Below are 26718 nucleotides of genomic sequence, written 5' to 3'. Positions count from 1 at the left end.
TCATCATGCAGGACATCGCGACCCGTATCGAAACAGCCGTCATCGACGACAAGGAAACCGGTCAGTTCCGCTGTCGCCGGGACATCTTCACCGACGAGACGCTCTTCGAACTCGAGATGAAACACATCTTCGAAGGCAACTGGGTGTACCTCGCGCACGAGAGCCAGGTTCCCGGTCCGAACGACTACTTCACGACGTGGATCGGCCGTACGCCGGTGATCGTGACCAGATCGAAGGACGGAAACCTCAACGCGGTCGTGAACGCATGCGCTCACAGAGGGGCGATGCTCTGCAAGAAGAAGGCCGGCAACAAGAGTACCTTCACCTGCCCCTTCCACGGGTGGACCTTCAAGAACGATGGAAAGCTGCTCAAGGTCAAGGATGGCAAGACCGGTAGCTATCCCGAGGGTTTCAACACCGAAGGCTCGCACGACCTTACCCGGATCGCTCGTTTCGAGTCGTACAGGGGCTTCCTGTTCGGCAGTCTCCAGGACGACGTGAAACCGCTCGAAGAGCACCTGGGGAGCACGACGAAGATCCTCGACCAGATCGTCGATCAGGCGCCCGATGGGCTCGAGGTTCTGCGTGGAAGCTCGAGCTACGTCTTCGATGGCAACTGGAAGCTGCAGATCGAGAACGGCGCGGACGGCTATCACGTGAGCTCGGTGCACTGGAACTATTCGGCGACCATGGGGCGGCGGAACTACGAGGCGGAAGGCACCAAGACCGTCGATGCGAACGGCTGGTCGAAGAGCGTCGGAGGTGTCTACGCCTTCGAGCATGGGCACATCCTTCTGTGGACCAACACGCTCAATCCGGAAGTGCGTCCGATATACGCGCACCGAGACGAACTCGTCGAACGCCTCGGTGCCGAAAGGGCCGATCACATCGTCAACCAGACCCGTAACCTGTGTCTCTACCCGAACGTCTACGTGATGGACCAGTTCTCCACGCAGATCCGGGTCGTTCGTCCGCTGAACGCCAATCAGACGGAGGTCACGATCTACTGCTTCGCTCCCAGGAACGAGGGGGCGACCGAGCGTGCCCTGCGCATCCGACAGTATGAGGACTTCTTCAACGTGAGCGGAATGGGGACGCCCGACGACCTCGAGGAATTCCGGTCCTGCCAGGCTTCCTACGAAGGTGCGGGAGAGCTCTGGAACGACCTTTCCCGCGGCGCGGACCGCTGGATCGACGGACCCGACGAGAACGCGAAGGCACTCGGCATAGAGCCCGTCCTGAGCGGCGAGCGCAGCGAGGATGAAGGTCTCTTCGTGAGGCAGCACGCCTACTGGGCCGAGGCACTCCTCGCCGGAATAGGAAAGCCGGATAGTGACGGCGACGGCGACGGTGACCGTGAGACAAAAGGATCGGCCATGAGGGCGGCCGCATGAACGCCGGGACGACGAACACGCTCAGCATAGAACCGACCACGCGGCAGGACATCGTCGACTTCCTGCACCGCGAAGCCAGGCTGCTCGATGACCGCGAGTGGGACGAGTGGTTAGCTTGCTACGCCCCGGAGGTCCGCTACTGGATGCCTTCGTGGGACGACGATGACCAGCCCACCGAAGATCCTCAGAGCGAGATCTCGCTTATCTACTATCCGACACGTGACGGCCTGGAAGACCGAATCTTCCGCATCAAGACCGAGCGTTCGGGAGCGACGAGCCCGGAACCGCGGACCTGCCACATGCTTTCTGGGATCGAGATCCTGAATGACGAAGGCGGCGCCTTCAAGGTCCGCTACAACTGGCACACCCTCGCGTACCGCTTCAAGGCCATCAACCAGTTCTTCGGTACGACCTGGGTGACCCTTGCGCACCGTAACGGCAGTTTCGCGATCACCGACAAGAAGATCTTGCTGAAGAACGATTACATCCACCAAGTGATCGACATCTACCACGTCTGAGTGACGATCAGGTCGTACCAAGAGGACCACCATGCCGTATCAGATCGCGCTGACCTTCGAGGACGGCGCTACCCGCATCATCGATTGCTCGGACGGCGAGACGGTTCTCGATGCCGCCTTCCGTAACAAGATCAATCTTCCCATGGACTGCTCGGACGGAGTCTGCGGCACATGCAAATGCAGGATCGAAGCCGGCGAATTCGATCTTGGCGACGAATACCTCGAGGAGGCCCTGACCGAAGACGAAGCTGCCGAAGGAATGGTGCTCACCTGTCAGATGACGGTATCTTCGGACTGCATCATCTCGGTCCCGGTCCCTTCCGTCGCCTGCAAGGTCGAGCCCAAGTCCCACTCGGCGGTCGTCACGAAGGTCGACCGGGCATCCGACAGTACGTTCATACTCACGGTTGCACCAGATGCGCCCGATGAACTCGCGTTCCTTCCGGGACAGTACGTCAACATCAAGGTTCCCGGCACCGACGAGCGCCGTTCCTATTCGATGAGCACCGCGCCCGGCGCCGAGGAGGCGAGTTTCCTCATCCGGAACATTCCGGGTGGGGTCATGAGTTCCTGGCTGACCGAAAGGGCGGCGACCGACGATCGGATCGAAATGATAGGACCGCGAGGGAGCTTCTTCCTGCGCTCGATCGAGCGACCGGTCATCATGCTCGCGGGAGGCACCGGCCTTGCTCCCATCCTGTCGATGCTGGAGGTCCTCACCGAAAGTCCCCCCGCTCAGCCGATCCACCTCATCTACGGGGTGACGACGGACGGCGACCTCGTCGAAGTCGATCGCCTGGACGGTATCGCAGACCGCCTCGAGACATTCACGTGGTCGGCCTGTGTCGCCGATCCCGAAAGCGGTCATCCGCTCAAGGGATACGTCACCGACCATCTCAGCGACGCCCATCTGAACGCAGGAGATTGCGACATCTACCTGTGCGGACCGCCACCCATGGTCGAAGCCGTTCGCGAGTTCCTGTCCGAGAAGGACATCGCGCCCGCAAACTTCCATTACGAGAAGTTCCTGCCGAACGAGGCCGAAGTCGCATGACCTTCGCCGGGCGGTTCGAGAGAAAGAGGCTGGTGGTCACCGGCGCGGCGCAGGGCATCGGTCTCGCGGTCGCCAAGCGTGCCGTCGCGGAAGGCGGATCCGTCGTGATGGTGGACCGTTCGAACATCGTCGAAGAGGAAGCCCGGGCGCATGGGGGAACCGCAGTCGAGGCGGATCTTGAATCGGCCGAAGGAGCGCAAGCGGCCATAACAACGGCCCTCCGCATCCTGGGCAGGATCGATATCCTGATCAACTGCGTGGGTGGTGCGATCAGAATGCGTCCGTTCGCCGAGTTCTCTCCCGAACAGATCGAAGCCGAGATACGGCGTTCGCTGATGCCGACGCTGTGGTGCTGCCATGCCGTCCTGCCCTTTATGCTGGATCGACGATGTGGCACCATCGTCAACGTCTCCTCCAATGCGACGCGCGGCATCAGGCGCGTGCCCTATTCCGCGGCGAAGGGCGGGATCAACGCGTTCACACAGAGCCTGGCGATGGAATACGCGGAAGCCGGTATCAGGGTCTGCGCTACCGCGCCGGGCGGAACACAGGCGCCGGAGCGCCGCATCCCCCGCAATCCCGATGGCGACGACGCGAACGAGCAGGCGTGGATGGCGGAGGCGGTCACCCAGGTGACAGAGTCATCCTTCATGCGACGCTACGGCACGATCGACGAACAGACGGCACCCATTCTCTTCCTCGCCTCGGACGAGGCCAGCTACATCACCGGAACGGTCCTGCCGGTCGCCGGTGGCGACCAGGGCTGAAGGAGTTCCAACATGTCCGACAAGACCTACGACAGCCCGGCAAGCTCTCTCGACGGGCTGCTTTTCGACCGCATGACAATAATGTCCGGCGGCTTCGGTCTCTCGGGTAACCCGGAGAGCCTGATCCCTGAGATCCGCAACAGCGGAGTGAAGGATCTCACGGTCATTTCGAACAATGCCGGCGCTGACGGGTTCGGTCTGTGGATGCTGCTAGAGAGCCGGCAGATCGCCAGGATGGTCGCTTCCTACGTCGGCGACAACAAGCTCTTCGAGCAGCAATATCTCTCGGGCGAGCTCGAACTCGAACTCAATCCGCAAGGGACGCTCGCCGAACGCATTCGCGCAGGAGGCGCCGGGATTCCAGCCTTCTACACGAAGACCGGCGTCGGTACGGTCGTCGCAGAAGGCAAGCCGACCGAAATCTTCGAAGGGGAGGAATACGTACGCGAAACATGGCTCCGCGCGGACCTCGCCATCGTCAAGGCCTGGCGCGCCGATCCGGCCGGCAATCTCATGTTCCGCAAGACCGCGCGCAATTTCAATCCCAACATGGCCACGGCGGCCAGGATCACCGTAGCGGAGGTGGAGGAGATCGTAGCGCCCGGTACCTTCGACCCCGACTGCATCCATACGCCCGGCATCTTCGTCGATCGCGTGGTCGTCTCGACCATCAACGAGAAACGCATCGAGAAGCTCACGGTCAGGGAAACGGAGACCGCAGCATGAGCTGGACCCGCGACGATATGGCAGCCCGCGCGGCGCGCGAACTGGAGGACGGGTTCTACGTCAACCTCGGCATAGGCATTCCGACGCTCGTCGCCAATCACGTCCCGCCGGACCTCGATGTCACCCTGCAGTCGGAGAACGGCATGCTGGGCATCGGACCCTTCCCACTTGCAGCCGATGTCGACCCGGACCTCATCAACGCAGGCAAGCAGACGATCACGGCCCTTCCCACATCGAGCTTCTTCTCGTCAGCGGAGAGTTTCGGGATGATCCGGGGAGGGCATATCGACATGGCCGTCCTCGGAGCGATGGAAGTGAGCGAAGGTGGCGACATCGCCAACTGGACCATCCCGGGCAAGATGGTGAAGGGCATGGGCGGAGCGATGGATCTCGTCGCGGGCGTCAAGCGCGTCGTGGTGGTGATGGACCATACGAACAAGGCCGGCGCATCGAAGATCCTACCCCAGTGCTCGCTGCCGCTAACCGGACGCGGGTGCGTCGACCTTATCATCTCGGACCTCTGCGTGCTCGCCTGCGACAAACCGGGTCTGCGCCTCATCGAACTCGCGCCGGGCATCTCGCTGGAAGAGGTGCGCGCGAAGACCGATGCGGCCTTCACACTCGATGCCGATTTCGCTCAGGCCGACTGATGCCATTCACCTCCGCATCGCCCGCCACGATCTACTGGAAACTCGAAGGATCCGATTCGGGATCACCCCTGGTGCTCCTGAATTCCATCGGAACCGACATGGATCTGTGGGACGGCGCGCTCCATGATCTGAGGCGGAACCATCTGCTCCTGAGAATAGATACGAGAGGGCACGGCGCTTCGTCAGCACCGCCCGGCGACTACTCGCTCGAAGGACTCGCGCAAGACATCCTGGCTGTGATGGATGATGCGGGGATGAACCGCGCCGATATCGCAGGCGTCTCCCTGGGCGGCATGATCGCGATGCAGATGGCGCTGCAGGCCCCAGAACGCGTGCGTCGCATCGCCCTCATCTGCACGTCGGCGACAATGGACCGCGCTGCATGGCAGGCACGGATCGATACGATCTCCGAGCAGGGGATGGAGGGTATCGCCGATCTCGCGATCGCGCGATTCTTGTCGGACGAGACGGTCCGAAACCAACCCGCCATGACGGCCACCTTGCGAAAAGCTCTCCTTCGCATGACCGTCGATGGCTATCGCGGCTGCGCCGCGGCGATCAGGGACATGGCCATCGACGGGCGCCTCAACCAGATCGCAGCCCCGACCCTCGTCATAACGGGGTCGAAGGATGCCTCGACGCCATTCGAGGGGCATGGCGAGCATCTTCTCTCCAGCATCCCCGATGCCCAGCACGCAAGTCTCGCAGCCGCCCACCTGGCCCCCATCGAGGCTCCCACGGACCTCGCATCCACTCTCGAGCACTTCTTCCTGAACGGTGATCATGCCTGAAGCCTTCATCTGCGATGCCATCCGAACCCCGATCGGCAAACTGAACGGCTCGCTTTCGAGCGTCCGCGCCGATGATCTAGCCGCGATCCCCATCCGAGCCCTGAAGGAGAGAAACCCCGGGCTCGACCCCGCAGCCATAGACGATGTCATCCTGGGGTGCGCGAACCAGGCCGGCGAGGACAATCGCAACGTGGCCCGGATGGCGACACTGCTGGCGGGCCTGCCAGACAGCGTCCCTGGCATTACGGTGAACCGGCTCTGCGCCTCCGGGCTCAGCGCGGTCGGCATGGCGGCACAGGCCATCCGCAGCGGAGACGCGGATCTGATCGTCGCCGGGGGCGTCGAAAGCATGACGCGCGCACCCTACGTGGTGGGCAAGGCGCAGTCAGCCTTCGGCCGTGACCAGGTCCTGGAGGACACGACCCTGGGTTGGCGGTTCGTGAACCCCAGGATGGTCGCCGAATACGGCACGGACAGTATGCCGAGAACCGGGGAGAACGTCGCCGCGGACTGGGATGTCTCGCGCGAAGACCAGGATCGCTTCGCGCTCGCCAGTCAGGAGAAGACCGCACGAGCCCAGACGAACGGGCGTCTCGCATCCGAGATCGTTCCGGTTGCGATTCCTCAGCGCAAGGGCGAGGCAGTCACATTCGCTTCCGACGAGCATCCACGACCTTCGAATCTGGAAGGACTCGCCCGTCTCAGCCCCGTCGTGACCGCAGAGGGGACGGTAACCGCAGGCAATGCCTCGGGTCTCAACGACGGCGCCGCCGCGATGCTCGTCTCCTCCGAATCCACTGCTGCCTCGCATGGTCTCGAGCCCCGAGCCCGCATCATCGGGATCGCCGCGGCGGGTGTGCCACCAAGAGTGATGGGCATCGGTCCCGTCCTGGCAGCCCGGCGCCTTTTCGCCCGAACGGGGCTCGGCATAGCGGATTTCGATGTCCTCGAACTCAACGAGGCATTCGCCTCCCAAGCGATCGCGACCCTTCGGGAACTCGACGTCGCTCCGGATGATCCGAGGGTCAATCCGAATGGGGGTGCGATATCGTTGGGCCATCCTCTCGGAATGACCGGGGCGAGATTGGCCATGACGGCGACCGAAGAGCTCCACCAAGGGGGCGGACGACGGGCACTCGTGTTCCTGTGCGTCGGCGTCGGGCAGGGAGTGGCCCTGGCTATCGAAAGGGTCTGATAGACGTTTCAGGGGTGTTGGGCGGAAAGCGGACTCCGGTCGTTGTCGGTCCGTCACTTAGCTGGCAAGGACCGCCCGAGCCCGAGTACTACCGTCCGAAGACCGTGGACCGCGATACCGGCAGCCAGGCCCAGGAAGGCCGAACCCAGACCGAAAACCGTGATGCCGGACACGCTGATCCCGAAGGTCAACAAAGCGGCGTCCTGCGAACCGTCCGGACGCAGGGCATTGGCGAGCGATGCCGCCGTTATCGGAAAGAGCGCCAATCCCGCCAGGGCAGCGACTAGAGCCGGAGGCAGCAACGCGAACAATGCCACTACCGTGCCGGCGAAGCTGCCGAGGAGCAGGTAGGCTACTCCTCCCGATACTCCTGCAATCCAACGTCGGGACGGATCGGCATGGGCTTCCGGACCCGTACAGATTGCCGCGGTCAGCGCCGCAAGGTTCAGACCATGACATCCGAACGGGGCCAGCGCGATCGAGCCAGCAGCGCACCATGACAGGATGGACCGGGGGGCGGGTTCTCGATAGCCAGCGGCTTCCAGCACGGCGAACCCAGGGAGGAACTGTCCGGTGAGCGCGACGACAGCGAGCGGGATCGATATGCTCGCAACAGCCTGCAGTTCGAATTCCGGGACCGTGAGTACCGGTGCCACGAGTTCGATGCTGGGCATCGATCCTTCGAACATTCCGCCGAATGCGGCCAGAATACAGCCGACGAAGAGGACCGCCACGACCGCGTAACGCGGATCACGAGCTCTCACGGCGACGAACACTGCGATCATCGAGAGTACGAGGAGAGGCTCCTGAGGCAGCGTACCTGCGAGATCCAGAACGAAGCGGAAAAGGATCCCTGCCAGCATCGCAGCAGTGACCGAGCCCGGAAGGTAGCGCAGGACACGATCGAACATGCCCGTCAGCCCGATCGCAAGGATCAGGGCATTCGCGACGATGTACGCTCCGACAGCCACCGCGAAATCGGTAACTCCCAGGATGGGTATCAGGAGCGCGGAACCGGGAGCGGACCAGGCGATCACGACCGGCACGCGTGAGCGTAGACTGAGGAGAATTCCGAGCACTCCGCTGCCGATGGAGATCGCCCATATCCACGAAGCCACCAAAGCAGACGATAGGCCCTCGGACGCCTGGAAGATTATGACCAGGGGGCCGGCATAGGAAATTAGGGTCGCGATCAGACCTGCCATCACCGCTGGCAGGTCGGACGCGGGCGCTACTCCGCTATCGGCCTTGTCCGCCGGCATGCGTCAGACCGCGACCAGCGTGTTCTCATCCTGCCGTCGCTGTTTCGTGTTCAGGGAATAGATCGCCGTCGCAAGAACGGAGACGACGCCCGGAATCGCGAACACCACGAAGTTCCAGGTCATGGGCAGTTCAGCCGCCAGGAGCACACCCCCGAGCATCGGTCCGACTATCGCTCCAATCCGACCTATTCCGGAGGCCCAGCCCAACCCGGTCGACCTCACCGAAAGCCCATAGAACTCGGCCACACTGGCATAGAGAAGGATCTGCGTTCCGATGGTTCCAGCGCCGGCAACGAAGATCAACGCGTAGAGGATCGACATCGCGGAGTTGAATCCGAGCAGGACGATGCAGATCGAACCGAGGAGAAAATACGAGATCACGACACGAGGCAGACCGAAACGGTCTGCAAGGCTCCCACCGGCGATCGCTCCGATCATTCCACCAAGATTGAGAGCGACCAGGAAGGAAAGGCTCGAGCCCAGGGAATAACCGGCCGTCCGCATGAGCTGCGGAAGCCAGGAGCCCAGGGCGTAAACCATGAGCAGGCAGCAGAAGAAGCTGATCCAGAGCGAAAGCGTCCCTACGGCCTTATGGTCCTGGAACAGGGCAGCGACGGAGGCCGTGCCTGCCTTCGGTTCCTCGTATGTCAAGGTGCCGCCATTCAGCGCGGGATTGTCAGGGTCGATCCCCCTCAGAACCCTTCGTGCCGCACTCTGCTTGCCGTTCCTTATCAAGATGCCCGGCGATTCAGGCAGCTTCCAGGCAATGACCGGGAGAAAGAGCAACGGCACGATCGCGGCGAAGAACATCGACTGCCATCCGAAAGTCGGCAGCATCCAGATACCGAGGCCCGCGGCCGCGATACCTCCCACCGCATAACCGCTGAACATCAGGGCGACCAACGTGCTGCGGATGCGCGCGGGGGCGTACTCCCGCGTCAGGGCAACCGCGTTCGGCATCAGGCCCCCACAGCCGAGGCCTGCGATGAAACGCAGGACGCCGAACGAGAACGGGGTGGTGGCGAATCCATTGAAGAAGGACGCTGAGCTGAAAAGCGTGAAGCAGATGATGATGCACTTCTTGCGTCCGATCCGATCTCCGAGCGGTCCGAAGATCATGGCGCCGAACATCATGCCGAACAGGGCCCAGCTCGCGAGGGTCCCGGCTTGCGTCGGCGTCAGACTCCAGTCCTCCATCAGCGCTGGCAGGATCGCGCCGTAGACGAACACGTCGTACCCATCCACTATCAGCAAGAGCCCCGTGAGAGCGATTATCAGCCAATGGGTTCGTCCGAACCGAGCCCGATCGATTATCTCGTTGACGGAAACCGTACTGGCCAACTGCTTATCTCCCAAATCAACCCCCTGCGACGTCACGCGGGGATTTCTTTCCATCTCCGTAGCGGTCACCCAGCCTTCGCTCCAATACCGTCCTGATAACGCTGTAATGCTTTCTGGGTATATCCAAGCCCTCGATCATACTTCGACGCACCTAGAACCATACATTCGCCCCCATGCGAATGGTGACGCGACAGACGTAGCGATCTTTGCGGAAATGAATTCGCTCAAATCGTAAAATTTGATGTGGGCGACCAACGGGAACAGTTGACGTCCGCCCCGACCAATAAACATTACGTCCGGCCCTGATCGCCAACCCTTCGATAATTCGACATGCCTGGGTCGTGACGGAACCGGAAGCTTCTGCCCTTTCTAGGTCGTGATCCTTTGACGAGGCGTTGCATTCGTCGAAGCGAGGGGGAGGAAAACGCGTCGGTCTGAGCCCCACGCCGATGTCCTGGACGATGCGAAAGACGCAGCCTGCGCGCTCCCTTCGCGATGCTGCCCGGCACGATCTTCGCTTCGCATGATCGAAACGACCTGAGCGCAAGGATCTAGCCCTCGCTGGTCCATCCGTGGGGCGCTGAATCCAACGATACGCGCGTCCGATCGCCGTATCCACCCCCATTCCTACCGCCCACATCGTACGTCCATGTCGAAGCTGAGCATGCCGAAGATCGGCCGGCTTCGCCGGTCCTGATTCCACGCGTCCTTCCCAACCCACCCATCTGATCGGAGAAATCCATGTCCCCCTTCGAAGAAGGCGTCGATCCCGTGCGCCTGGCATCCATCCTGGAACGCGGTGAGATACTGCAGAGATTCTGCGCGATCGAGCAACCGAGCGCAGCGGAAGTGGCCAGCCATGCCGATGAGCTCGGGGTGAGCGTGGGACGCCTCCAAATCATGGCCAAGGCCTGGCGCCTCCTTCCCGAGCTCAAGAAGATCGGAGGCGCGCGCGTCAAGCAGGAGAGAAAACCCAAGCTTGCCGAGCAGGTCGTCTCCGTGATCGAGAAAGCGATCGCCAACATGGGCGCTGGCGCTTCCGCGACACAGATCCACGCGGAAGTCCTTACTACCGCACCAGTAGGATCGACGAGCACGCACAGCGCACCGGTGTCTACAATCCCCATCTCATCCTCTATGTGTCGCTCCTCAGCTGCACGAGCCCCAAGGCATTGTGCCAGGAGATCTGTCGTCAGCTGGGCGACGACAACTGGCAGATCGGTACCGCATCCGATCTCATCCAGCGCATGCGCGCATTCGTTCCCAGAGCGGGTGTGGAGATGATCATCATCGACGAGATCCAGGAACTCAAGGGCAGGAGGACGGATCGCAAGGATGTGACGAACCTCCTCAAGAGCCTGCTCAATTCCGGTATCACCCCGCTCGTGCTCGTCGGGGACGAGACCTCTAGCGACATGTTCGAAGACAACATCCACCTCGCGAACAGGGCGGGTTCCGCCCTCGAACTCAAACCCCTGACCGCCGCAAGCGATCTCGGCGAATTCAAGGGCTTCTGTCTGGGTCTCGAAGCCGAGATGCTGCGACTGAGCCTCGTGCGGCACACTGGCTTACTCTCGACCGGGAAAGGACAGCGTACGCTCCTGGAATGGTCGGGAGGATATATCGGACGCGTGTGCCGGATCGTCGCGCAGGCTCTCGAACATGCGACCCTGCGTTGCGCCACGGCAGTGGAAAAACAGGACCTCGATTACGCCATCCAAAACTTCGCCATCCCGAACAACTATCACTCGGTTTGAGATGGTGCTGCGCGCAACCCTTTCGCCCGGTGTCGAGCTCCAACCACTCCATTGGCCGGGCAAAGCGTATTCGAACGAATCCCTCATCGGCCTGATCTCGAGACGAGGCGCGGAGCATTATCTCGGATCGAACCGGCTCATCCTCATGGCGTGCGGCATTGACGTTCTCCACCAAGGGGAAGCGATCTTCCAGGCTACGCCACACAGCCTGGAAGAACTTTCCCGAATCCTGGGCATCGATGAGATGGAGATCAGGAAAAAGGCGTGCGCCCCGATCGGCGAGGACCATTCGGGAAAGCTCGTCCAGTGGGGGAAACGCTCGATGCGACTGCGAGACATCGAGATGCGCTACCGTCGCATCTCGCCAAGGTCACTCCAGCACTCTGATCATCATCGTCAGTCTTGGCTCTTGAGACTGCTTCCCTACTGCCCCGAAAGCTTTGACGAACTCGTCGACTGCTGCTCCGAATGCCAAGGCAAGTTGCGCTGGTCGGCAGCACGGCCCGTGGGACAATGCGACCGCGAAGACTGCGTGCACGACAAGGACCCAATTCCGGCCGAAGGCAATGAGCTGCCTGACCGAATGCGGGAGTCATACGGACTCTTCTCAATGTTACTCTCCGCGGACGAGGAAGAGGTGGCGGCCGCGCGTGCGATGCTCCACCCCGACCTTCGCGACATCGACAATCCAACACTCATCGATCTGGTCTTCTTGCTTGCCGATATCGATCGACCTCAGGGGAGAAGGGCGAACATGTCGAAGTTCCGCGACAGTCGTGCTGTTGATATCGCAGCGCGAGCGACAAAGGGCACGGAAGCCCTCCTCGAATGGCCGTCGTGCCTCGAAAAGCTTGCAGCTCGTGCCATCAACAACCGCAAGTCCGAACGTCATCTATGGTCGAGGCTCAAGTCAGCGGCGAACAATCACCCCAACCTCGAAGTCAGAGATTTAGTAATCTCGGGGGCACCCGTGATCGCCGAAGGTCTCAGAGAAGCGGTAGCACCCGACAGCCCTCCGGTCATGCTACAGACCGAACTGGTCCGCCTCACTGGCATCTCGGCTGAGCAGGGAGCCTTCCTGAGCAAGGGCGACTTCCTGCGTTCACCGGACATGGTAGGCGACGCGGGATCATCCAAGCTCGACAGGGCGCTCTGCGAGGATTTCATCCAGCAACGCGAAGCATCGGAGAGAAACGAGACGGTCGCTACGCGACTCCTGCTGCCGACCTACGCGATAATGCAGATGGGCCGTTCGGCCCGGTTAGACCGGCCCAGCAATCCCGGGCTGAACGCGCTCGAACCCCAGACAAGGATCATGACCGCCTCAGTCGAGAGGCTCGTCGCAGAACTCGCATCCCTGGACGTGTCGGACGGGACGGAGGAGCTGCTGTCGATCGGAGCGGCCTCTCGCATCATCGGCGGCGGATTGAAGCCGTGGGACGAGATCATGGACGCGATTCTCAACGGGCACCTTCCGTGCCTCCGCGCGAAGGGCGATCCCGCACCCACGACCCGTTCCCTGCTGATCCGTCGGAAGGACCTCGGCATGCTCGCGAAGATGATGAGAGAGCCGAGAAGCGATTTCAATGTGCCGCTCATTGCATCTCAGCAGGCCGCGATGGAGATCCTGAACGCCACCTTCAGTCAGATGACCAGGCTGCGATCGAACAGAATGCTAAATTTTGAGCAGGCCTACAAGAAACTCGCCTGCCCTATGACCGAGGTTCTCGCACTCGCCGAAACGCGCGTCTTCAGCGCGGAACTGTCGCTGAGGACCGGTATCGCACCGAACGCGCTGAAGGCTTGGTGCGACGCCAGGGGCGTCGTGGAAAGGCCTGAAGGCGGATTCTGCCGCGTTCAAATCGACAGACTTCAACCGGTCTGATCGGACTGAGCCCCGACTGACCCGCGAATAGCGGAAGGAGCCGAGGCTGCGCACCCGCATGCTTGGAACCAGGAGCATCCGAGCGAGTGCACATGCGAAGGCGTTGCGGTTCCGCTCCGTCCTCTCGATGCGCCGGTGAATTTAGTTCTCCGAATGACCGGGGCCAATCGCGCTAACTGCCGGGTTCAATGATCTCCTACGGAAGAAATCACTTGCGACTTATCGTTCTGTCGCCGAGTGACAGGGTCAGCCGGACCTAGGTCAACCGGACTCGCGCTCGATTGCGTAGGCTTTTATGACAATGCCAACGGGTCCTCACAGACGCTAGCACACCCTTACATTTGCATATTTTAACGCTTATTCCTTCACCCGCTCTTTCCACGAGCGCGAAGGCAAGCGCCCATATGCAGGAATTGGGCTCTGAGCCGCATTGGACATCCATATAACGCGTCGAACGACCTATCCGCCTCGTCAGGTCAGATGGAAACCACGAGTGGCTCCTCATCGTTCTCCGGATACCGGCAGTCGAAGTTCCATCTCTGGCGAAGACCTTCGTCGTTCCACGGACGAGTTCTCGCTGACGCGTAGTTGAAGTAGAGCGTCTTCCCGCCATCCCGCTCTCCGCCGAATTTCAAGATGCGCGCAATGGCCTCGGGATCAGGATGACCGAATCGCGAGCCATTCGTGGAAATCGCAAACCGCGAGCAGTCCAGACTCTCTAGGATTGCGCGAGTCAGGTTGGCGCGGCTGCCATGATGAGCGAGCTTGAAGAGATCGAGCTTCACCTTCCCTTCATCGCCGGCGACGGCAGCTAGGGCCTTCTCCAAGAGGTCAGGATGCGCATCCGCGCCAAAGAGGACGCGCCGGCCGCCGAACTCCGCGATCATCGCGATGCTCGAGCCATTGGGCGCCGACTCGTCGACCGGGCTTGGCCCGCACAGTCGATCGACGTCGAGGACCTCGGGCATTGGCCGTATTCCTGCAGGCGCGAAGCCACCAGGCTCTTGACCACTGGGCGCCAGACCGGTCCCGGCGTCATCCTGCCCATTACGCCACTTGTCCCACCCGGCTTTGAGCGCTGCCAGCTTCCGCCTGTCGGGGGACAACAACTTCAGCGACAGTCCTTCGATCTCGAACCGCTCGGGAAAGGTCTCGAGCATGACCGGGAGGCCTCGGAAGTCGGCATTGATGGGCCACCCGGCATCCGCAAGACTCATGGAATACCGGTCGGCGCCAGCGAACCCCGAAGGAGAGAAGCCCGTCGGAGGGTCGAGCCTGCGAAGCTGGTCGAAACCGTTGAACCAGACGCGCTTCGGGGCGATCGGAGATCCGTCGTCCAGCATCCGGTTCAGTCCGTCGATATGGTCGGCGTCGATATGCGAGAGGACAAGAAGCTCGAGCGGTCTTCCATTCGACGCGATCAGGCCGAGCGCGGGCTTTAGGTGCTTCCAAGTTCCTGTGCGTCCTCCGTCGATCAACGCATAATGCAGGGTGTCCCGGTCCCCGCCCCAGCTGAGCAGGAGGCAGTCCCCTTCCGCGGCGGGGAAAATCGTCAGGTCAAAGACCGGGTTCACGGCTCCCTCCATTCGGTAACCATCAAGTGCGGTCAACGCGCCCGAGCGGCCGCCTCACCATCGACCGGTGCCATGATCCGGCCACGACCGTAATCCGCACCGTTTCGGCGTTCGACTAGTCCATCCTGGGTCATTGCGCCGAAGAGAGCATCCCTGACGCGGGCAGGATCCGCATCGCCGTCCTTCTGCTGGAGTCGCTGCCACCAAAGCGCCGCCACGCCCGCAGCGTGGGGGCAGGCCATGCTCGTCCCGTCCAGCGCCAATAGCCCCGTGCCGCCAGCCTCTGCCGACAGGATGCCGACGCCAGGAGCTACACACGCCGGATCGGTATTCGAGAAGTCCGCCACGCAGTAACCCCGATCAAGAGGTCCGAACGCACCGACCGGGATGACGCCCTTCGCGGAAGCTGGAAGCGATGCCGACACGACATGCCGGGGATCCACATCGCGCTCGCTCTCGTTGCCCGAGGCGGCGAACACGAGCGCGCCGCCGCCAAACGCCGCTTGGGCCTCCATCGCTGCGATCTGCGTGTCGAAGGCGCGCAGGTTCTTCGCGAAGGAAACGAGAGCCTGCGATGCCGCGACCTTCTGCGGCAGGTCATACCAGTCCATGAGCCGTTCGATCATCCCGGGCACATCGAAGCCGAGAGACATGGAGATCACGTTCGCGCCCGATCTCTGCGCCCAGATCATCGCGTCCCACAGAGAAGCGGTGTCGCTCGCACCGTCGTCCCCGAAGACCTTCGCGACGAAGGCGCGCTCGAATTCGCGAGCGATGCCGATCCGACGACCGTCCACGTCCTGTCCGAACATGGTCCCCGCGCAGTGCGTGCCGTGGCCCATCACGTCGTGGCCTTCAGAGGCACTGCCGGTGAAGTCCCGAACCTCGATCCGATCCGTCACGCTGGCGAATGCCGGGTGCGCCAAGTCGATCCCCGAGTCGATCACGGCGAGCTTCACGCCCGTTCCGTCCGTCCCGGTCGCGGACGCTCCGCAGGCGTCGATGCCCCAGGAACCGCCGCCATTCTCCGGGGTGCTTCCCTCCGTCGAACTCGGGCGTCCGTCGATCAGCGCCATAGGCATGGGTTCGCCCACGACCCTGACACGCCCATCGCGACCGACGTCTGCGGCCTGCGCCTCCGTCATGGTCTCGACGCGGGTAGTAAGGCGCCCAGAGTCACGTGGGAAGGCGGCCCGTCCGCTACCAAGGCTCTTGGTCCTCGGAGCCCCGCCGGCTCGAATCTCAAACCAGTCGTGCGGTCCCGCAGCATAGCGGCCGGGAGCCGGGTCGAACTCGCTTTCGATTACGAAGTATCGCCGTTCCCTTGCCACCACCGACCTCCGATCGCGCGAGCCTTTGCTCGGCCTGCCCTAATCGCTTGCGGGCGTTTAGGAAACGGGAACGCCGTGGAAGTCGAGAGACAGCTGCTTGGCTGAATCGACCGGGAGCCGCGGGCATTGGGACTGTCCCTGCGAACGCTGTCCCGACCAGGATGTTCGACGGCGAACTTCAAGGGCGGCATTCGGGTTGCCCGGTTACGATGCCCTCTCAGTCCACCCGAGCGCGTGCGCTGAAAAAGTCGACGACCGTCACCACTCGTCGGGGAAGCGCGGCAGTGCGACCCACCATCACGACGTGGAACTCCTCGGTGTATTGGCCCTGATCGCGGTCGATGGCTTCAAGGTCTCCGACGGTCTCCCCGTCACCGATCATGAACGCGGGTAGCCGGTCACCCCAACCCTCCTTAAATCACAACCTCAAATCTGTGCCATTGGTGCTGAGGGGACAGGACCGCCTAGCAAACAGCTATCGATGGCAAAACGTTGCGAAACTTAGTATGTCCGACCGACAAGAAGGAGGTCTATCGTGAATGACGCTATCAAGAAAGAGCGGATCGCAGAGATGCTTAAAAAACTGGATGAATTCGCGGATGAGCTCCGTTCGCTGAAAGAGCAGAATGAAGCCGACTTGGACCGAGAAATCGACCGGGCCGAAGCCGAACTCTCTGACGCACGGATCGCGCTTCGACGTATGCTGAAAGAGTTCTAAAGAGATAAGTCAGGTTTTCATCTGCTCTAGATGCCCGCAGGCGAAGTTCCGTCAATTAACCGTAGTAGCTCCGCACGTGGTCCAGTCATGTCGTCCAAGTCGAGAATGACATCCGACAATGACCACACCTCCGGCCGGTGAGTAATCGCTACTGTCCGTCGTCAAAACATTTGGCACAACTCGCGGCGTAGGATTGCGGAGTGCGGGCCTCGTCTGGGTTTGATGTTTAGGCGGCGAGCTTGCGGTGTTGCAAGCGCCGATGTTCGAGTGTCTTTCGCTTGATCCTTTCTCGTCGTTTGATGATGGCGGCAGCCCTGCCGAAGTAGGCATCGGCAGGCGTCACGTTGTCGAGGCTTTCGTGATAGCGCTGGTGGTTGTAATGCTCGACGAACGCCTCGATCTGCTGTTCGAGGTCGCCAGGCAGGAAGTAGTTTTCGAGCAGCACGCGGTTCTTTAGCGTTTGATGCCATCTCTCGATCTTGCCCTGGGTCTGCGGATGGAAGGGTGCACCGCGCACATGGCTCATCCGGTTCGCTTCGATGTATTCGGCCAGTTCCCCGGCGATGTAGCTGGGACCGTTGTCGCTCAGCAGACGTGGTCTGTGCAGCACATTGGCATGGTCGCAGCCTGAGGCTGCCAGAGCCATGTCGAGCGTGTCGGTGACGTCCTCGGCTCGCATGGTGGTGCAGAGCTTCCAGGCGATGATGTAGCGCGAGTAATCGTCGAGCACGGTCGAGAGGTAGACCCAGCCCCACCCGATGATCTTGAAGTAGGTAAAGTCGGTCTGCCACATCTCGTTGGGGCGCGTGGTCTGGGTGTGGAACGCCTCTGCCGCCTTGATCACAGTATAGGCCGGACTGGTGATCAGATCGTGGGCCTTGAGCAGCCGGTAGACGGTGGCTTCCGACACGAAGTAGCGCTTCTCGTCAGTGAAGCGCACCGCCAGTTCCCTTGGGCTGAGGTCAGTCTGCTCCAGCGCCATCTCGACGATCTGATCCTGAACCTCGGGTGCGATCCTGTTCCACACGCGGATCGGCGTCGATGACCTGTCTGCCAGCGCCTCCGGCCCGCCTTCAAGGTAACGGTCATACCAGCGGTAGAAGGTGCGCCGTGCGACGCCGAGCTGGTCCAACGTGCGCTTGGCCGGGAGATGCGATTGCTCAACGATCCTGATGATCTCCAGCTTCTCGGATGCGGGGTATCTCATGCGTCGTCTCCCCCATCCGCGATCATGCTTTTTTTGAGCAAGCGGTTCTCCAGGATGAGGTCGGCCACGCATTCCTTCAGATCGCGGGCCTCACGGCGCAGATCCCTGACTTCGTCCGTAGTCGCTGCACGGGCGGTGTCGCCAGCCAGGCGGCGTTTGCCGGCCTCCATGAACTCCTTGGACCAGGTGTAGTACAGGCTCTGGGCAATGCCTTCCTTGCGGCACAACTCAGCTATCGAGTCATCGCCGCGCAGGCCTTCCAGCACGATCCTGATCTTGTCTTCCGATGAAAAATGCCGACGGGTCTTGCGGCGGATGTCCTTGACCACCTGCTCGGCAGGCAATTTGGACCTTGAGGATTTGGGCTTCATCTTCGTTCCTTCGTCACTACGACGAAGCCCAAATCCTCCTTGAATCACAACCTCAAATCTGTGCCATAGGTGCTGACGGGGGACAAACGGTATCTACAGACGGATCTGGAATGCCGCCGGCACACCTAGCCATGCTTGGATGGTAGGAAGCGATCTGTCGCTCATAGAATGCGCGCAAGTCTCGCTCGATTGCTTTGAGTTCATCAAGCGACAGGGGGTTGGCGACGGTTTTTCCGCCTTCGCCACCCAGGTTGCGGATATGCTCGAAATCGATGGAGTACCGGGGGTCGTTGCCAAATTCGGCGGCAATGTGCTGAAGAAGCTCTTCGATACTTCCTTGATCGCCGCGCCGGATATGCACACGAAGCTGAATCTCAAACTGATCATCGCTCTCGCGGGTCGCTAACAAGTTCTCCCATATCCTGTCGAAAGTACCTCGGCCATTGGCACGGCGACGAAAGGTGTCATGCACGTCTTTCCAACCATCCAGGGTAATCTGGAAAAATCTCTGGTCGTAGCTGACCAGCTCGCTGAAGGTCGCATAGTCGAGCAACCACGCATTGGTCGTAAGGCCGCCGCTCAGACCCACACCATGTTGGTCGCAAAGTGACTTGGCGTGCGCTGAAAGACGCAGCACAACAGCCTTCGCAACCAAAGGCTCCCCGCCAAACCATTTGATCGACAGCTGGGCCAGATCGGGTATCCGGTTCGACATAAACTGCTCGACCGCCCGCTGCACAGCTTCACTCATCTTGCCGACGGCAAAGTCTTCATAGCAATACGTGCATCTGAAGTTACACTTCTCAGTCGGAAGGATGATCAGATCTTGGACTTGAGGGTTGCATGCTTCGGCAACAACCCGCGGTATTGCGGATACACTGTCGACTTCTTTCGAATCACGAACAAGCGCACCAACCATAGCGTCGACTCCGAATTGCCGTGCTACGGTTATACACTTTTTCAGTACATACAAATTTTTTTTGAGCGCAGGGAGAATCGCGCCTAACCTGTTGGCAAGCAGATCTGGTCATTCAGGGTCCTAATTGTAGAATCGCGGAATCGTGGAGTTTCGGTCATTTTCTCTCTGCAAGACAATTTGGGCATAGCGAAAAAAGTGCCTGGGCGGCTGGATCGTGCGCCAGATCTGGTGGCGGCGCACCTTTATCGAAGACCCTATGCTCTCTGGCCCACCCTGTTCGGGGTGCTTGTACTCGCGTTTGCCGAGCAAGCTTCCGCGCAGAGCGCTCAAGATCAATCCGCGCCGCCCATCGCATCAGTGGGCCCAAAGGATGGCGAGGTCGAACAGGCTGGCGAGACCGACCCTCCCCTTATCGTGGTCGAAGGTCATCGAGAGCGCGATTTGGCTACAGTTACCTACACAGTGCCCGGTGATCTGCGTTCTCAAGCCTCCTCGGCGCGAGAAGTCCTATCGCGAGTACCATTTGTTGAGGTTTCTGATGACGGAAGAGTCACTCTGCTCGGGCGCGGAGGAGTGGTTCTTCGCGTAAATGGCAAGGACGTGTCGGACCCATCCGCAATCCTCGAAGCTCTCCGTGGAGGGGCGATCGCCAAAGTGGAAGTTACGGCAAACCCGTCGGCTCGAGAATCGGCGGGCAACAACGCCGGTATCATCAACATAATACTTAAGGACAGGGGCGCCGGTTCATACACGATAAGTGCGGGGATTGATTCTACCGGAACCATGCGGGCGAGCGGCAATGCAGCCTTCGGAGCAGCTCGCCTCCCGATAACGATCCTGCCGTCCGTAACCCGGATGCGGGATAAGTCTGTCGTCCAAAACAGAGTGTTCCTGCCAGAACTGGGTGAAGTCAGATCGGAGCGTAGTGAGTCCCGGGTCTCCGGTACATCCGCTTCGCTAACGATGGACGTGAATGCGAAGTTTTCGGACAGCGTCGACCTCAGCACCTTGGCAAGTCTCGGACATACCGTTAACCAGAAGAGTGCGGTGATAGTGGCTCCGGTTGAAGCCGAGTCAAGGCGCGAACAGGGTGATTCTCAATATACGTTCGCATCACTTAATAGCAACCTTCGGATAAATGTCGGCGATATTAGCGAGTTCACTATCTCCGGACTATTGTCGGTCAACGACACTGCTTCTCATCTGATATCGTTTGGCACCGGAAACTCGATGCTGGCAGTCGAAAATTCCACCAAAATCTCATCGGTCTCGATCGATAACCAGACATCAATTGGCGGCGGCAAACGCCTCGACTTCGGCCTCAAGCGCGAGACTACGCGTGTGCGTGAAAGGCAGCTACAAGATTTCCTTGCCGATGATTGGTTCGAAGAATCAGCCTTATTCGGCGGAAATTGGGTGAGTAACGCAGCCTACACCCAGTTCCAGGCAAAAATCGAGAAATTCAACCTTCAGCTTGGAATGCGCTGGGAAGAGAGGCGGTTCGAAAGGCAGGATGCACAATCGGATCGCAGCGTTTTCGATGGCCTCTTCCCAAGCCTGCATCTCACCTACCGGCCGTCGAAGTTAGAAGTCATGCGGCTCAGCTTAACACGAAAGGCCTTCTGGCCGTCGGCAAATGACTTGTTCCCAGCGCAGCGATATTCCGACTTTTTTACGTCATCTGTCGGGAACCCGAATCTCTTGTTGCAGACCGAATGGTCGGCCCAGTTCGAAGTGGAAACCCAAATTGCCAAACAGAAAGTCAATCTTTTGATTTTTCAGAGATACAGAAAGAATCCCTACGTTCTCGTGCCTTCATTCGAGGACAACTTTGTGGCATTCCGCATTGCCAATTCTGATAACTACGCAACTACAGGCATCAGCGTATCAATGTCGGGATCGTTGAATCGGGCGTTTTCCTACGATTTCAACAGCATATTTTCCAGATCGGGTGACTTTATCGGCGGCTTCAACGAAGCGGCTCGGCGATCAGGTTCGTCAAGGTTTTCGTTTTCAGGCTCGTTACTCTACAAGCGATCGAACTTGGACGGCATCGATATCGAAAACTTCTCCATGTCTGGCAAGTTCTCCGCTGGGCAGGACAACGGCTTGCTCCAAATCTCTCCATCATTCTCTGTCGGATTTGATTGGAAGCGAAAGATCACGGAGACCTTAACGTTAGGTTTTGGGGTATCTGGATTGCGCCTAATCGGACGTCCAACAAGTACATTCTCAAGTGGAAACATACGATATACGCAGATTAATGATCGCCCCCCAACACTCAGCCTTAGTCTGGATAAGGCGTTTTAGGCGATCAGTCCCATCATGTGATGGTGTAAGATTTTCATCGTCGCGGCGGAGATGTTGGTCTGAGCCCCTAGATTTCCTCCATTGATAAGTAGAGTCCGGCCCTAACAAGGAGACGGACGAGATGAAGCGGAGCAGGTTCAGCGAGGAGCAGATCATTGCTGTTTTGAAGGAGCAGGAGGCGGGCATGGCGACGGCGGATGTGTGCCGCCGTCACGGGATAAGCTCTGCAACCTTCTACAAGTGGAAGTCCAAGTACGGCGGTCTGGAGGTGTCCGATGCCCGGCGGCTGCGCCAGCTGGAGCAGGAGAACGCGCGGCTAAAGAAGCTGCTGGCGGATTCGATGCTGGACAACGCCATGCTCAAGAGATCAGCGCAAAAAAATTCTAGCGCCCGGTGCCAGACGGCAGGCGGTGGCTCATCTCCAGGAGGTCTTCGAGGTGAGCCAGCGCCGTGCCTGCACGGTGCTGGTGAAGCGTCCCGGGTTTTCCGGAGGCGGTTTCATTTGAGTCATGCGACCATATCGAGGTTCTCTTTGGCTGCATAGTAATTGGCTTCGGCCTCGGCGGGCGGGATATGCCCGATGGGGCCGAACAGGCGCTGGTTGTTGAACCAATCGACCCAGCGCAGGGTTGCCATTTCGACAGCCGATACGCTCGGCCAGGATCGCTGCCGCCAGATGACTTCTGCTTTGTAGAGACCGTTGATCGTCTCGGCCAAGGCATTGTCATAGCTGTCGCCGACGCTGCCGACTGACGGGACGAGGTTGGCCTCTGCCAGGCGCTGGGTGTAGTTCATGGCGAGGTATTGGGTTCCCCTGTCACTGTGATGGATCAGCCCGTCCTCGGCACTTGGTCTGCGTGCTGGATCGCCTGCTCCAGGGCATCCAGCACGAAGCCCGCCGTCGCCGAGGTGCTGACCTTCCAGCCCACGATCCGCCGAGCGTAAGGAAGCCGACCGTGGCCCTTCCGCGCGCCCGATGCTCAGGCGTCATAGTGAGCGGCGCCAAACTTGGTGGTACGTGCATCACGCCGCCTCCCGTTTGGCGGCAAGCGCTTCGATATGTGCATGGATTTCAGACGCCAGCCAGGCAACCGAGCGTTCGCCGATGCGGACACGCTTCGGGAATTTCCCGTCTGCTTCCAGCCGCAGCAACGTTGATGGTGACAGGTTTATGCCAAGGCGCGGCAGGTCTTCCCGCACCAGCAAAAGCTTGTTTGTATTCAATGCCGTCATGATTTGATCCTTTCTTCGCGCTCAATGACGGCGAATTATTAGGACCATGCGGCGAAGAGATTCTACAGAGGCGAATGAACACTACGCCTGCAAAATTCAGTGGAATGTTCAAAGATCCCAGTTCGGGTCTTTGACCACCATGCGGATCAAGCGGACAAGCTGTTCGTCTCGGCCTGTTATATGCTGATAGATGTGGCGGATCGCGTCGGGGAAAGGGCCAACGAAGCGCTTGGTTTTTTCATTTTCGACCAGATCGTAAGAGCCCTGCTTTGGGACGAACTTCGGCAAATGCTTGCGCACAGCCGCAAAGATATCCTTGAAAATATAGAAACGCAGTTCCTGATTTGTGGCGGCATCGCCAACCTGTTCGCTGCGGACCATGCTCAGTAGCTCAGTCGACGATTCGAGAAGCACCCGAAGCTGATCAGCGAGGCGATCGTAATCCGGCATATCGTCGAAACGTTCCTCATAGGGCCATGTCGAGAAATGAGCGCGATTTTCGGAGGCAAGCGCCGCCAGTAATTTTTCGGTCGGACGGATCACCTCCCTCTGCAGCCAGTCGCCACGTTGGGTGAGAGTCTTGTTGAAAGGGCTGCCCTTAAGATCGCAAGGGGTCGTTTCGATAATGCGGCGATAATGCCGACCGATTTTGCGCAGTTCGTTCTGAAGGTCGATCAACGCCACATCGTTTGGAAGCTTCGATTTGTTGCGAAATTCTTCGAGCCATACATCGTCGAAATGCGCGAGTTGCTCCATTCGATCCCCCATTACGCGTATGGACGCCCAATGGACTTTTAATCGAATTGCGTGTCAATCCGCGACGGCATCCGCTGTCAGTTCGGTGAGCCGTTGGCCCCACTTCTCCAACGCATCACGCGTCTCATCTGCGAAGTCGTAGCGGTTATAAACCAACGCAATTCCAGACACGACGCCACTAATGTGATTCAATATCTTTTCCGTCACTGGCTGGGATACCTTCAGCTTCGCTAAGTTGGTTGCAGCAGTGCGGCGGAGGTCATGATAGCGCCAGCCCGAGGTTTCTGATTCTGCCGAGAGCCGCCGTAGCCACTTCGAATAGCCGCTGACAGGTGAACGGCGCGTGGTTGTAAAAACATAATCGCAGTCGAGGAAGCGCGGCACCTCATTGAGCAGACCGATCGCAAATTCACTAAGCGGCACATAATGCTCCTTGCCGTTCTTGGCGCGCTCCGCAGGTATCACCCAGACCTTTTCTTCCAGATCGACCTCGCTCCAGCGCATTTCGGTCAGTTCGCCCCGGCGCTGTGCTGTCGCCAGCAGCATCGGCACGATCTGACGAAAGGGATAGACCTCGTTGCGGCACGCCCGAAGTACCCGCTTGATCTCATCATCGGTAAGGAACCGTTCGCGCGATTTCTCGGGAGTTGGTGGCTTCAACCCAACGATTGGGCTGGCTTCGAGAATTCCTCGTTCGACACACCAATTGAACAGCTTGCGGACGTGAGACAGGATGCGGTTTGCTTGATAGTAGGCTCTCCTTGCCTGGGCCGCATCCATGATCTCCAGCACGTGCCAACGCTTGATCTCGCGGATGTCGCACTGCGCGTATTGCGAGATGAATTCGCGTTCCAGGATGCGCTCGGCCTCGCGCCAACTTTTGTTGCGTGGCTGGGCATGCAGGCGGATGAATTCGCGGCAGACATTCTCGACCCGCATGTCGGTCGTGCGCCGCCGCTTCGTCGGGTCAACGCCCTCATCGACCTGCTGCAACAGCGCATTGGCCTTCTCGCGCGCCGTGGCCAGCGACAGGCGCGGATAGACGCCCAGCTTCATGCGCTTCTGCGTCACGCCATAGCGGAACTTGATATTGAACGTCTTGCGACCGCTCGGCATGACCCGCAGTGACAATCCCGGACAACGCAGGTCATGAACCTCGTAGCGTTTCGGCTCCGGCTTCAGTGCCTCGATTGTCTTGTCGGTGAGTGCCTTTTGCATGTGTCATCCTTTCGAATGACACTTCAATAATCACGGTTTTCGGCCAATCTCAAAGGAAATCCCGGCTCATGGAGAACCTGCATCGGGAAAGTGCAACCTGAAGCGATCTGACGATGCCCCCTGCACCCGGGGGTCGTTTGGATAGAGGGCTGGCGTCAATATTCGGACCAGGTGCCGCGACACTGATTCTAGGTTTTCGGTCTCACGTAATTACGTGTCGCCTAGTCGCCGTATTCGACGGCTAGATAATATCGTGCGTATCGGCGTTCGCCCTGACGCGAGAGCGCGCCCAGCTCCACCAACTCGGCCAGGTCGCGTGTCGCAGTGGCGGAAGCCGCCCCTGTGATGGTCTGGTAATTGCCTGCACTCAGCCCCCCTTGAAAACCGTCCGGGCCTTCGGCGAACATTCGCAACAGCGCCTTCTCTTGCCGTGGATTGATCTGCTCTTTCATCCTTTCGAGCAGCTTGGCCTTCTCGATGAGAAAGCGGATTTTCCGGATGGTCCGCTTCTGTGCTTCCAACACGATATCCGCGAACCACGTCAGCCAGTCATCGATATGATTGGTCTGGCTCGCCCGATGGAGTTCGGCGTAATAGGCCTTGCGATGCCGTTTGATCGTTTCGGCAAGTGCGGTGAGCGTAGGGGCCTCAAGGCTCTGCGCTAAAGCTTTCTCAGCGATCGCACGGCCGATACGGCCATTGCCGTCCTCGAATGGATGGATGGTTTCAAACCATAGATGCGCGATGGCGGCCCTAAGGATAGCGGACATCGGCACAGCAGCGCTGGGAGCACTGTCGTTGAACCAATCCAGAAAGCGGCGCATCTCGGCAGGCACAGTTGCTGACGGCGGCGCTTCGAAATGAACGCGCGGGGCATGGAGAGCGCCCGACACGATTTGCATCTCGTCGGCATGTGTGCGGTAGGCACCGATTTCCTGAATATTGCGGTCGCCCTTCATCAACATGCGATGCCAATCAAAGAGCTTTTGATCGTTTAGGGGTTCGGCGTAGCTGCGATAGAGGTCCGCCATCAACTCTGCCGCGCCGGCTTCCGCAGCCTTTGCCTTTCGAGGATCGGCGGCAAAGCCCAATTGCTTGGCCAGCGAAGATTGCACACTGGCGCGGTCCAGCACCTCGCCTTCGATTGCGGAGCTGTCGACCATCTCCTGTGAGATCAGGTCGAGCGTGAAGCCCTGCCGGGCGTCACCGTCCAGATGATGCAATGCGCCGACGACCACGCCAGCGCCCTTGAGGAACTGCGCTTCCGCAGATTGGATGGGAGCGGCGTCATATTGGAAATTCGGCCAATCCGGCAGTTGCCAGTTCCAACGCATGATCGATAGGATTCCTTTCTATCGATCAAAAATACACCATTTCGTGATTTATAAAACCGGCTTTTATCGATCATGCATCTCCGGTCGGTTTACCGCTTTTCTCATCATTATCGTCGTCCGGCGATTGTTCCTGACATGCGGGCGGTGCTGCACTATCAATTGAACATGAGGGCCGCTCGATATCTGCCGCTCGCTCCCCAACAATCTGATACCCGGAAAATCGACGATCTTCCGTCGGGGTCCCATAGGGGTATCGGGCGCCTGATTTTGCACGATGGGACGCGAAGCAATACGCCTCGGAGTGGCTAGGTCGGAGACACGCATTCTTGACATCCATGACGCGAAATGACATAGCGTGAAGTTATATAACCTATTGAAAAGAAATACTTTTAATCAGTAGGTCGCTG

Annotated in this window: 24 protein-coding genes and 2 pseudogenes; 13 read left to right on the top strand and 13 right to left on the bottom strand. The window is 59.7% G+C overall.

Translation table 11 applies throughout. The features are described 5' to 3' along the window. Positions 1-5 precede the first annotated feature (5 nt). The 8 genes from GRI47_RS10230 to pcaF are packed head-to-tail and all read left to right on the top strand — an operon-like array spanning position 6 to position 7095. Positions 6-1394: a Rieske 2Fe-2S domain-containing protein gene (locus tag GRI47_RS10230; RefSeq protein WP_160661131.1), complete on the top strand. Its 1389-nt coding sequence runs from the start codon at positions 6-8 to the stop codon at positions 1392-1394. Beyond that, complete coding sequence (gene benB, locus GRI47_RS10225; RefSeq protein WP_160661130.1) at positions 1391-1912, top strand: benzoate 1,2-dioxygenase small subunit; 522 nt, start codon at positions 1391-1393, stop codon at positions 1910-1912. Before GRI47_RS10230 ends, benB begins: the two co-directional genes overlap by 4 nt. Before the next feature lie 31 nt (positions 1913-1943). After that, positions 1944-2966, top strand: coding sequence for a benzoate 1,2-dioxygenase electron transfer component BenC (benC, locus tag GRI47_RS10220; protein WP_160661129.1), 1023 nt, complete (start codon positions 1944-1946; stop codon positions 2964-2966). Continuing rightward, positions 2963-3733, top strand: a complete 771-nt coding sequence (benD, locus tag GRI47_RS10215) for a benzoate diol dehydrogenase BenD (protein WP_160661128.1) — start codon at positions 2963-2965, stop codon at positions 3731-3733. The genes benC and benD overlap by 4 nt, the downstream gene beginning before the upstream one ends. A 12-nt stretch (positions 3734-3745) precedes the next feature. Next, positions 3746-4459: a CoA transferase subunit A gene (locus tag GRI47_RS10210; protein ID WP_160661127.1), complete on the top strand. Its 714-nt coding sequence runs from the start codon at positions 3746-3748 to the stop codon at positions 4457-4459. Then, positions 4456-5109, top strand: coding sequence for a 3-oxoacid CoA-transferase subunit B (locus GRI47_RS10205; protein WP_160661126.1), 654 nt, complete (start codon positions 4456-4458; stop codon positions 5107-5109). The genes GRI47_RS10210 and GRI47_RS10205 overlap by 4 nt, the downstream gene beginning before the upstream one ends. Further along, the gene (pcaD, locus tag GRI47_RS10200) at positions 5109-5900 is read left to right on the top strand and encodes a 3-oxoadipate enol-lactonase (RefSeq protein WP_160661125.1); all 792 of its coding nucleotides are present in this window, start codon (positions 5109-5111) and stop codon (positions 5898-5900) included. Before GRI47_RS10205 ends, pcaD begins: the two co-directional genes overlap by 1 nt. After that, a complete protein-coding gene (gene pcaF, locus GRI47_RS10195; RefSeq protein WP_160661124.1) occupies positions 5893-7095 on the top strand; it encodes a 3-oxoadipyl-CoA thiolase in 1203 nt (400 codons plus the stop codon). The genes pcaD and pcaF overlap by 8 nt, the downstream gene beginning before the upstream one ends. A gap of 53 nt (positions 7096-7148) precedes the next feature. Here pcaF and GRI47_RS10190 read toward each other — a convergent pair whose 3' ends face one another. The 3 genes from GRI47_RS10190 to GRI47_RS10180 all read right to left on the bottom strand — a co-directional run bounded on the left by GRI47_RS10190 (position 7149) and on the right by GRI47_RS10180 (position 10754). Beyond that, on the bottom strand, positions 7149-8357 hold the full coding sequence (locus GRI47_RS10190; RefSeq protein WP_160661123.1) for a benzoate/H(+) symporter BenE family transporter: 1209 nt from the start codon (positions 8355-8357) through the stop codon (positions 7149-7151). 3 nt (positions 8358-8360) lie between these two features. Beyond that, a complete protein-coding gene (locus tag GRI47_RS10185) occupies positions 8361-9698 on the bottom strand; it encodes an MFS transporter (protein ID WP_237452669.1) in 1338 nt (445 codons plus the stop codon). A 627-nt stretch (positions 9699-10325) separates the two neighbouring features. Beyond that, positions 10326-10754 carry a hypothetical protein gene (locus GRI47_RS10180; protein ID WP_160661121.1) on the bottom strand — a complete coding sequence of 143 codons (429 nt, stop codon included), beginning with the start codon at positions 10752-10754 and terminating at the stop codon, positions 10326-10328. 29 nt (positions 10755-10783) lie between these two features. Here GRI47_RS10180 and GRI47_RS10175 point away from each other — a divergent pair, with 29 nt between their 5' ends. After that, complete coding sequence (locus GRI47_RS10175; protein ID WP_337190686.1) at positions 10784-11455, top strand: ATP-binding protein; 672 nt, start codon at positions 10784-10786, stop codon at positions 11453-11455. A 1-nt stretch (position 11456) separates the two neighbouring features. Next, a complete protein-coding gene (locus tag GRI47_RS10170; RefSeq protein WP_160661119.1) occupies positions 11457-13340 on the top strand; it encodes a hypothetical protein in 1884 nt (627 codons plus the stop codon). Between the two features lie 476 nt (positions 13341-13816). Here GRI47_RS10170 and GRI47_RS10165 read toward each other — a convergent pair whose 3' ends face one another. The 3 genes from GRI47_RS10165 to GRI47_RS10155 form a co-directional block, all read right to left on the bottom strand. Further along, a complete protein-coding gene (locus GRI47_RS10165; RefSeq protein WP_160661118.1) occupies positions 13817-14914 on the bottom strand; it encodes a ComEC/Rec2 family competence protein in 1098 nt (365 codons plus the stop codon). A 32-nt stretch (positions 14915-14946) separates the two neighbouring features. Continuing rightward, positions 14947-16059 carry a S8 family serine peptidase gene (locus GRI47_RS10160; RefSeq protein ID WP_160661117.1) on the bottom strand — a complete coding sequence of 371 codons (1113 nt, stop codon included), beginning with the start codon at positions 16057-16059 and terminating at the stop codon, positions 14947-14949. A gap of 403 nt (positions 16060-16462) precedes the next feature. After that, positions 16463-16627 carry a hypothetical protein gene (locus GRI47_RS10155; RefSeq protein ID WP_160661116.1) on the bottom strand — a complete coding sequence of 55 codons (165 nt, stop codon included), beginning with the start codon at positions 16625-16627 and terminating at the stop codon, positions 16463-16465. Positions 16628-16780: 153 nt separating this feature from the next. On the opposite strand from GRI47_RS10155, the gene GRI47_RS10150 reads away from it, so the two are divergent. Beyond that, positions 16781-16963, top strand: a complete 183-nt coding sequence (locus tag GRI47_RS10150) for a hypothetical protein (RefSeq protein ID WP_160661115.1) — start codon at positions 16781-16783, stop codon at positions 16961-16963. A 226-nt stretch (positions 16964-17189) separates the two neighbouring features. Here the strand turns inward: GRI47_RS10150 and GRI47_RS10145 are convergent. Together GRI47_RS10145 and GRI47_RS10140 are read right to left on the bottom strand one after the other, a co-directional pair. Continuing rightward, positions 17190-18541, bottom strand: a protein-coding gene (locus GRI47_RS10145) for an IS3 family transposase (RefSeq protein WP_151884740.1) whose coding sequence is annotated in 2 segments (ribosomal slippage) — positions 17190-18203 and positions 18206-18541 — 1350 coding nt in all. Because the reading frame shifts where the segments join, the coding sequence is not laid out codon by codon here. Between the two features lie 52 nt (positions 18542-18593). After that, entirely contained in the window at positions 18594-19460 is an 867-nt protein-coding gene (locus tag GRI47_RS10140) for a radical SAM protein (RefSeq protein WP_160661114.1), read from the bottom strand. A 195-nt stretch (positions 19461-19655) separates the two neighbouring features. Here GRI47_RS10140 and GRI47_RS15275 point away from each other — a divergent pair, with 195 nt between their 5' ends. Both GRI47_RS15275 and GRI47_RS10130 read left to right on the top strand, forming a co-directional pair. Continuing rightward, positions 19656-21770, top strand: coding sequence for an outer membrane beta-barrel protein (locus tag GRI47_RS15275; RefSeq protein WP_160661113.1), 2115 nt, complete (start codon positions 19656-19658; stop codon positions 21768-21770). Between the two features lie 121 nt (positions 21771-21891). Then, a pseudogene (locus GRI47_RS10130) lies at positions 21892-22237 on the top strand (transposase); the annotation flags it as partial. Positions 22238-22277: 40 nt separating this feature from the next. Here GRI47_RS10130 and GRI47_RS10125 read toward each other — a convergent pair. The 5 genes and pseudogenes from GRI47_RS10125 to GRI47_RS10105 all read right to left on the bottom strand — a co-directional run. After that, positions 22278-22714 (bottom strand): annotated as a pseudogene (locus GRI47_RS10125) (DDE-type integrase/transposase/recombinase); the annotation flags it as partial. Positions 22715-22793: 79 nt separating this feature from the next. After that, positions 22794-23003 (bottom strand): helix-turn-helix transcriptional regulator, encoded by a 210-nt coding sequence (locus GRI47_RS10120; RefSeq protein WP_160661112.1) that lies wholly within the window; start codon positions 23001-23003, stop codon positions 22794-22796. A 108-nt stretch (positions 23004-23111) separates the two neighbouring features. Further along, complete coding sequence (locus tag GRI47_RS10115; RefSeq protein WP_160661111.1) at positions 23112-23759, bottom strand: hypothetical protein; 648 nt, start codon at positions 23757-23759, stop codon at positions 23112-23114. A 54-nt stretch (positions 23760-23813) separates the two neighbouring features. After that, positions 23814-24977 carry a tyrosine-type recombinase/integrase gene (locus GRI47_RS10110; protein ID WP_160661110.1) on the bottom strand — a complete coding sequence of 388 codons (1164 nt, stop codon included), beginning with the start codon at positions 24975-24977 and terminating at the stop codon, positions 23814-23816. Positions 24978-25198: 221 nt separating this feature from the next. Beyond that, a complete protein-coding gene (locus GRI47_RS10105; RefSeq protein ID WP_160661109.1) occupies positions 25199-26311 on the bottom strand; it encodes a Fic family protein in 1113 nt (370 codons plus the stop codon). Positions 26312-26718: the final 407 nt, after the last annotated feature.

The sequence above is a fragment of the Qipengyuania pelagi genome (genome assembly GCF_009827295.1).
GTDB lineage: Bacteria > Pseudomonadota > Alphaproteobacteria > Sphingomonadales > Sphingomonadaceae > Qipengyuania > Qipengyuania pelagi.
This window is presented reverse-complemented; position numbering and strand designations above follow the sequence as displayed.

Bases quoted from the DNA above. Each gene is read 5' to 3' on its own strand.
- GRI47_RS10230 (WP_160661131.1), top strand. From the start codon at position 6: ATGCAGGACATCGCGACCCGTATCGAAACAGCCGTCATCGACGACAAG.
- benB (WP_160661130.1), top strand. From the start codon at position 1,391: ATGAACGCCGGGACGACGAACACGCTCAGCATAGAACCGACCACGCGG.
- benC (WP_160661129.1), top strand. From the start codon at position 1,944: ATGCCGTATCAGATCGCGCTGACCTTCGAGGACGGCGCTACCCGCATC.
- benD (WP_160661128.1), top strand. From the start codon at position 2,963: ATGACCTTCGCCGGGCGGTTCGAGAGAAAGAGGCTGGTGGTCACCGGC.
- GRI47_RS10210 (WP_160661127.1), top strand. From the start codon at position 3,746: ATGTCCGACAAGACCTACGACAGCCCGGCAAGCTCTCTCGACGGGCTG.
- GRI47_RS10205 (WP_160661126.1), top strand. From the start codon at position 4,456: ATGAGCTGGACCCGCGACGATATGGCAGCCCGCGCGGCGCGCGAACTG.
- pcaD (WP_160661125.1), top strand. From the start codon at position 5,109: ATGCCATTCACCTCCGCATCGCCCGCCACGATCTACTGGAAACTCGAA.
- pcaF (WP_160661124.1), top strand. From the start codon at position 5,893: ATGCCTGAAGCCTTCATCTGCGATGCCATCCGAACCCCGATCGGCAAA.
- GRI47_RS10190 (WP_160661123.1), bottom strand. From the start codon at position 8,357: ATGCCGGCGGACAAGGCCGATAGCGGAGTAGCGCCCGCGTCCGACCTG.
- GRI47_RS10170 (WP_160661119.1), top strand. From the start codon at position 11,457: ATGGTGCTGCGCGCAACCCTTTCGCCCGGTGTCGAGCTCCAACCACTC.
- GRI47_RS10160 (WP_160661117.1), bottom strand. From the start codon at position 16,059: ATGACGGAGGCGCAGGCCGCAGACGTCGGTCGCGATGGGCGTGTCAGG.
- GRI47_RS10155 (WP_160661116.1), bottom strand. From the start codon at position 16,627: ATGATCGGTGACGGGGAGACCGTCGGAGACCTTGAAGCCATCGACCGC.
- GRI47_RS10140 (WP_160661114.1), bottom strand. From the start codon at position 19,460: ATGGTTGGTGCGCTTGTTCGTGATTCGAAAGAAGTCGACAGTGTATCC.
- GRI47_RS10120 (WP_160661112.1), bottom strand. From the start codon at position 23,003: ATGACGGCATTGAATACAAACAAGCTTTTGCTGGTGCGGGAAGACCTG.
- GRI47_RS10115 (WP_160661111.1), bottom strand. From the start codon at position 23,759: ATGGAGCAACTCGCGCATTTCGACGATGTATGGCTCGAAGAATTTCGC.
- GRI47_RS10110 (WP_160661110.1), bottom strand. From the start codon at position 24,977: ATGCAAAAGGCACTCACCGACAAGACAATCGAGGCACTGAAGCCGGAG.
- GRI47_RS10105 (WP_160661109.1), bottom strand. From the start codon at position 26,311: ATGCGTTGGAACTGGCAACTGCCGGATTGGCCGAATTTCCAATATGAC.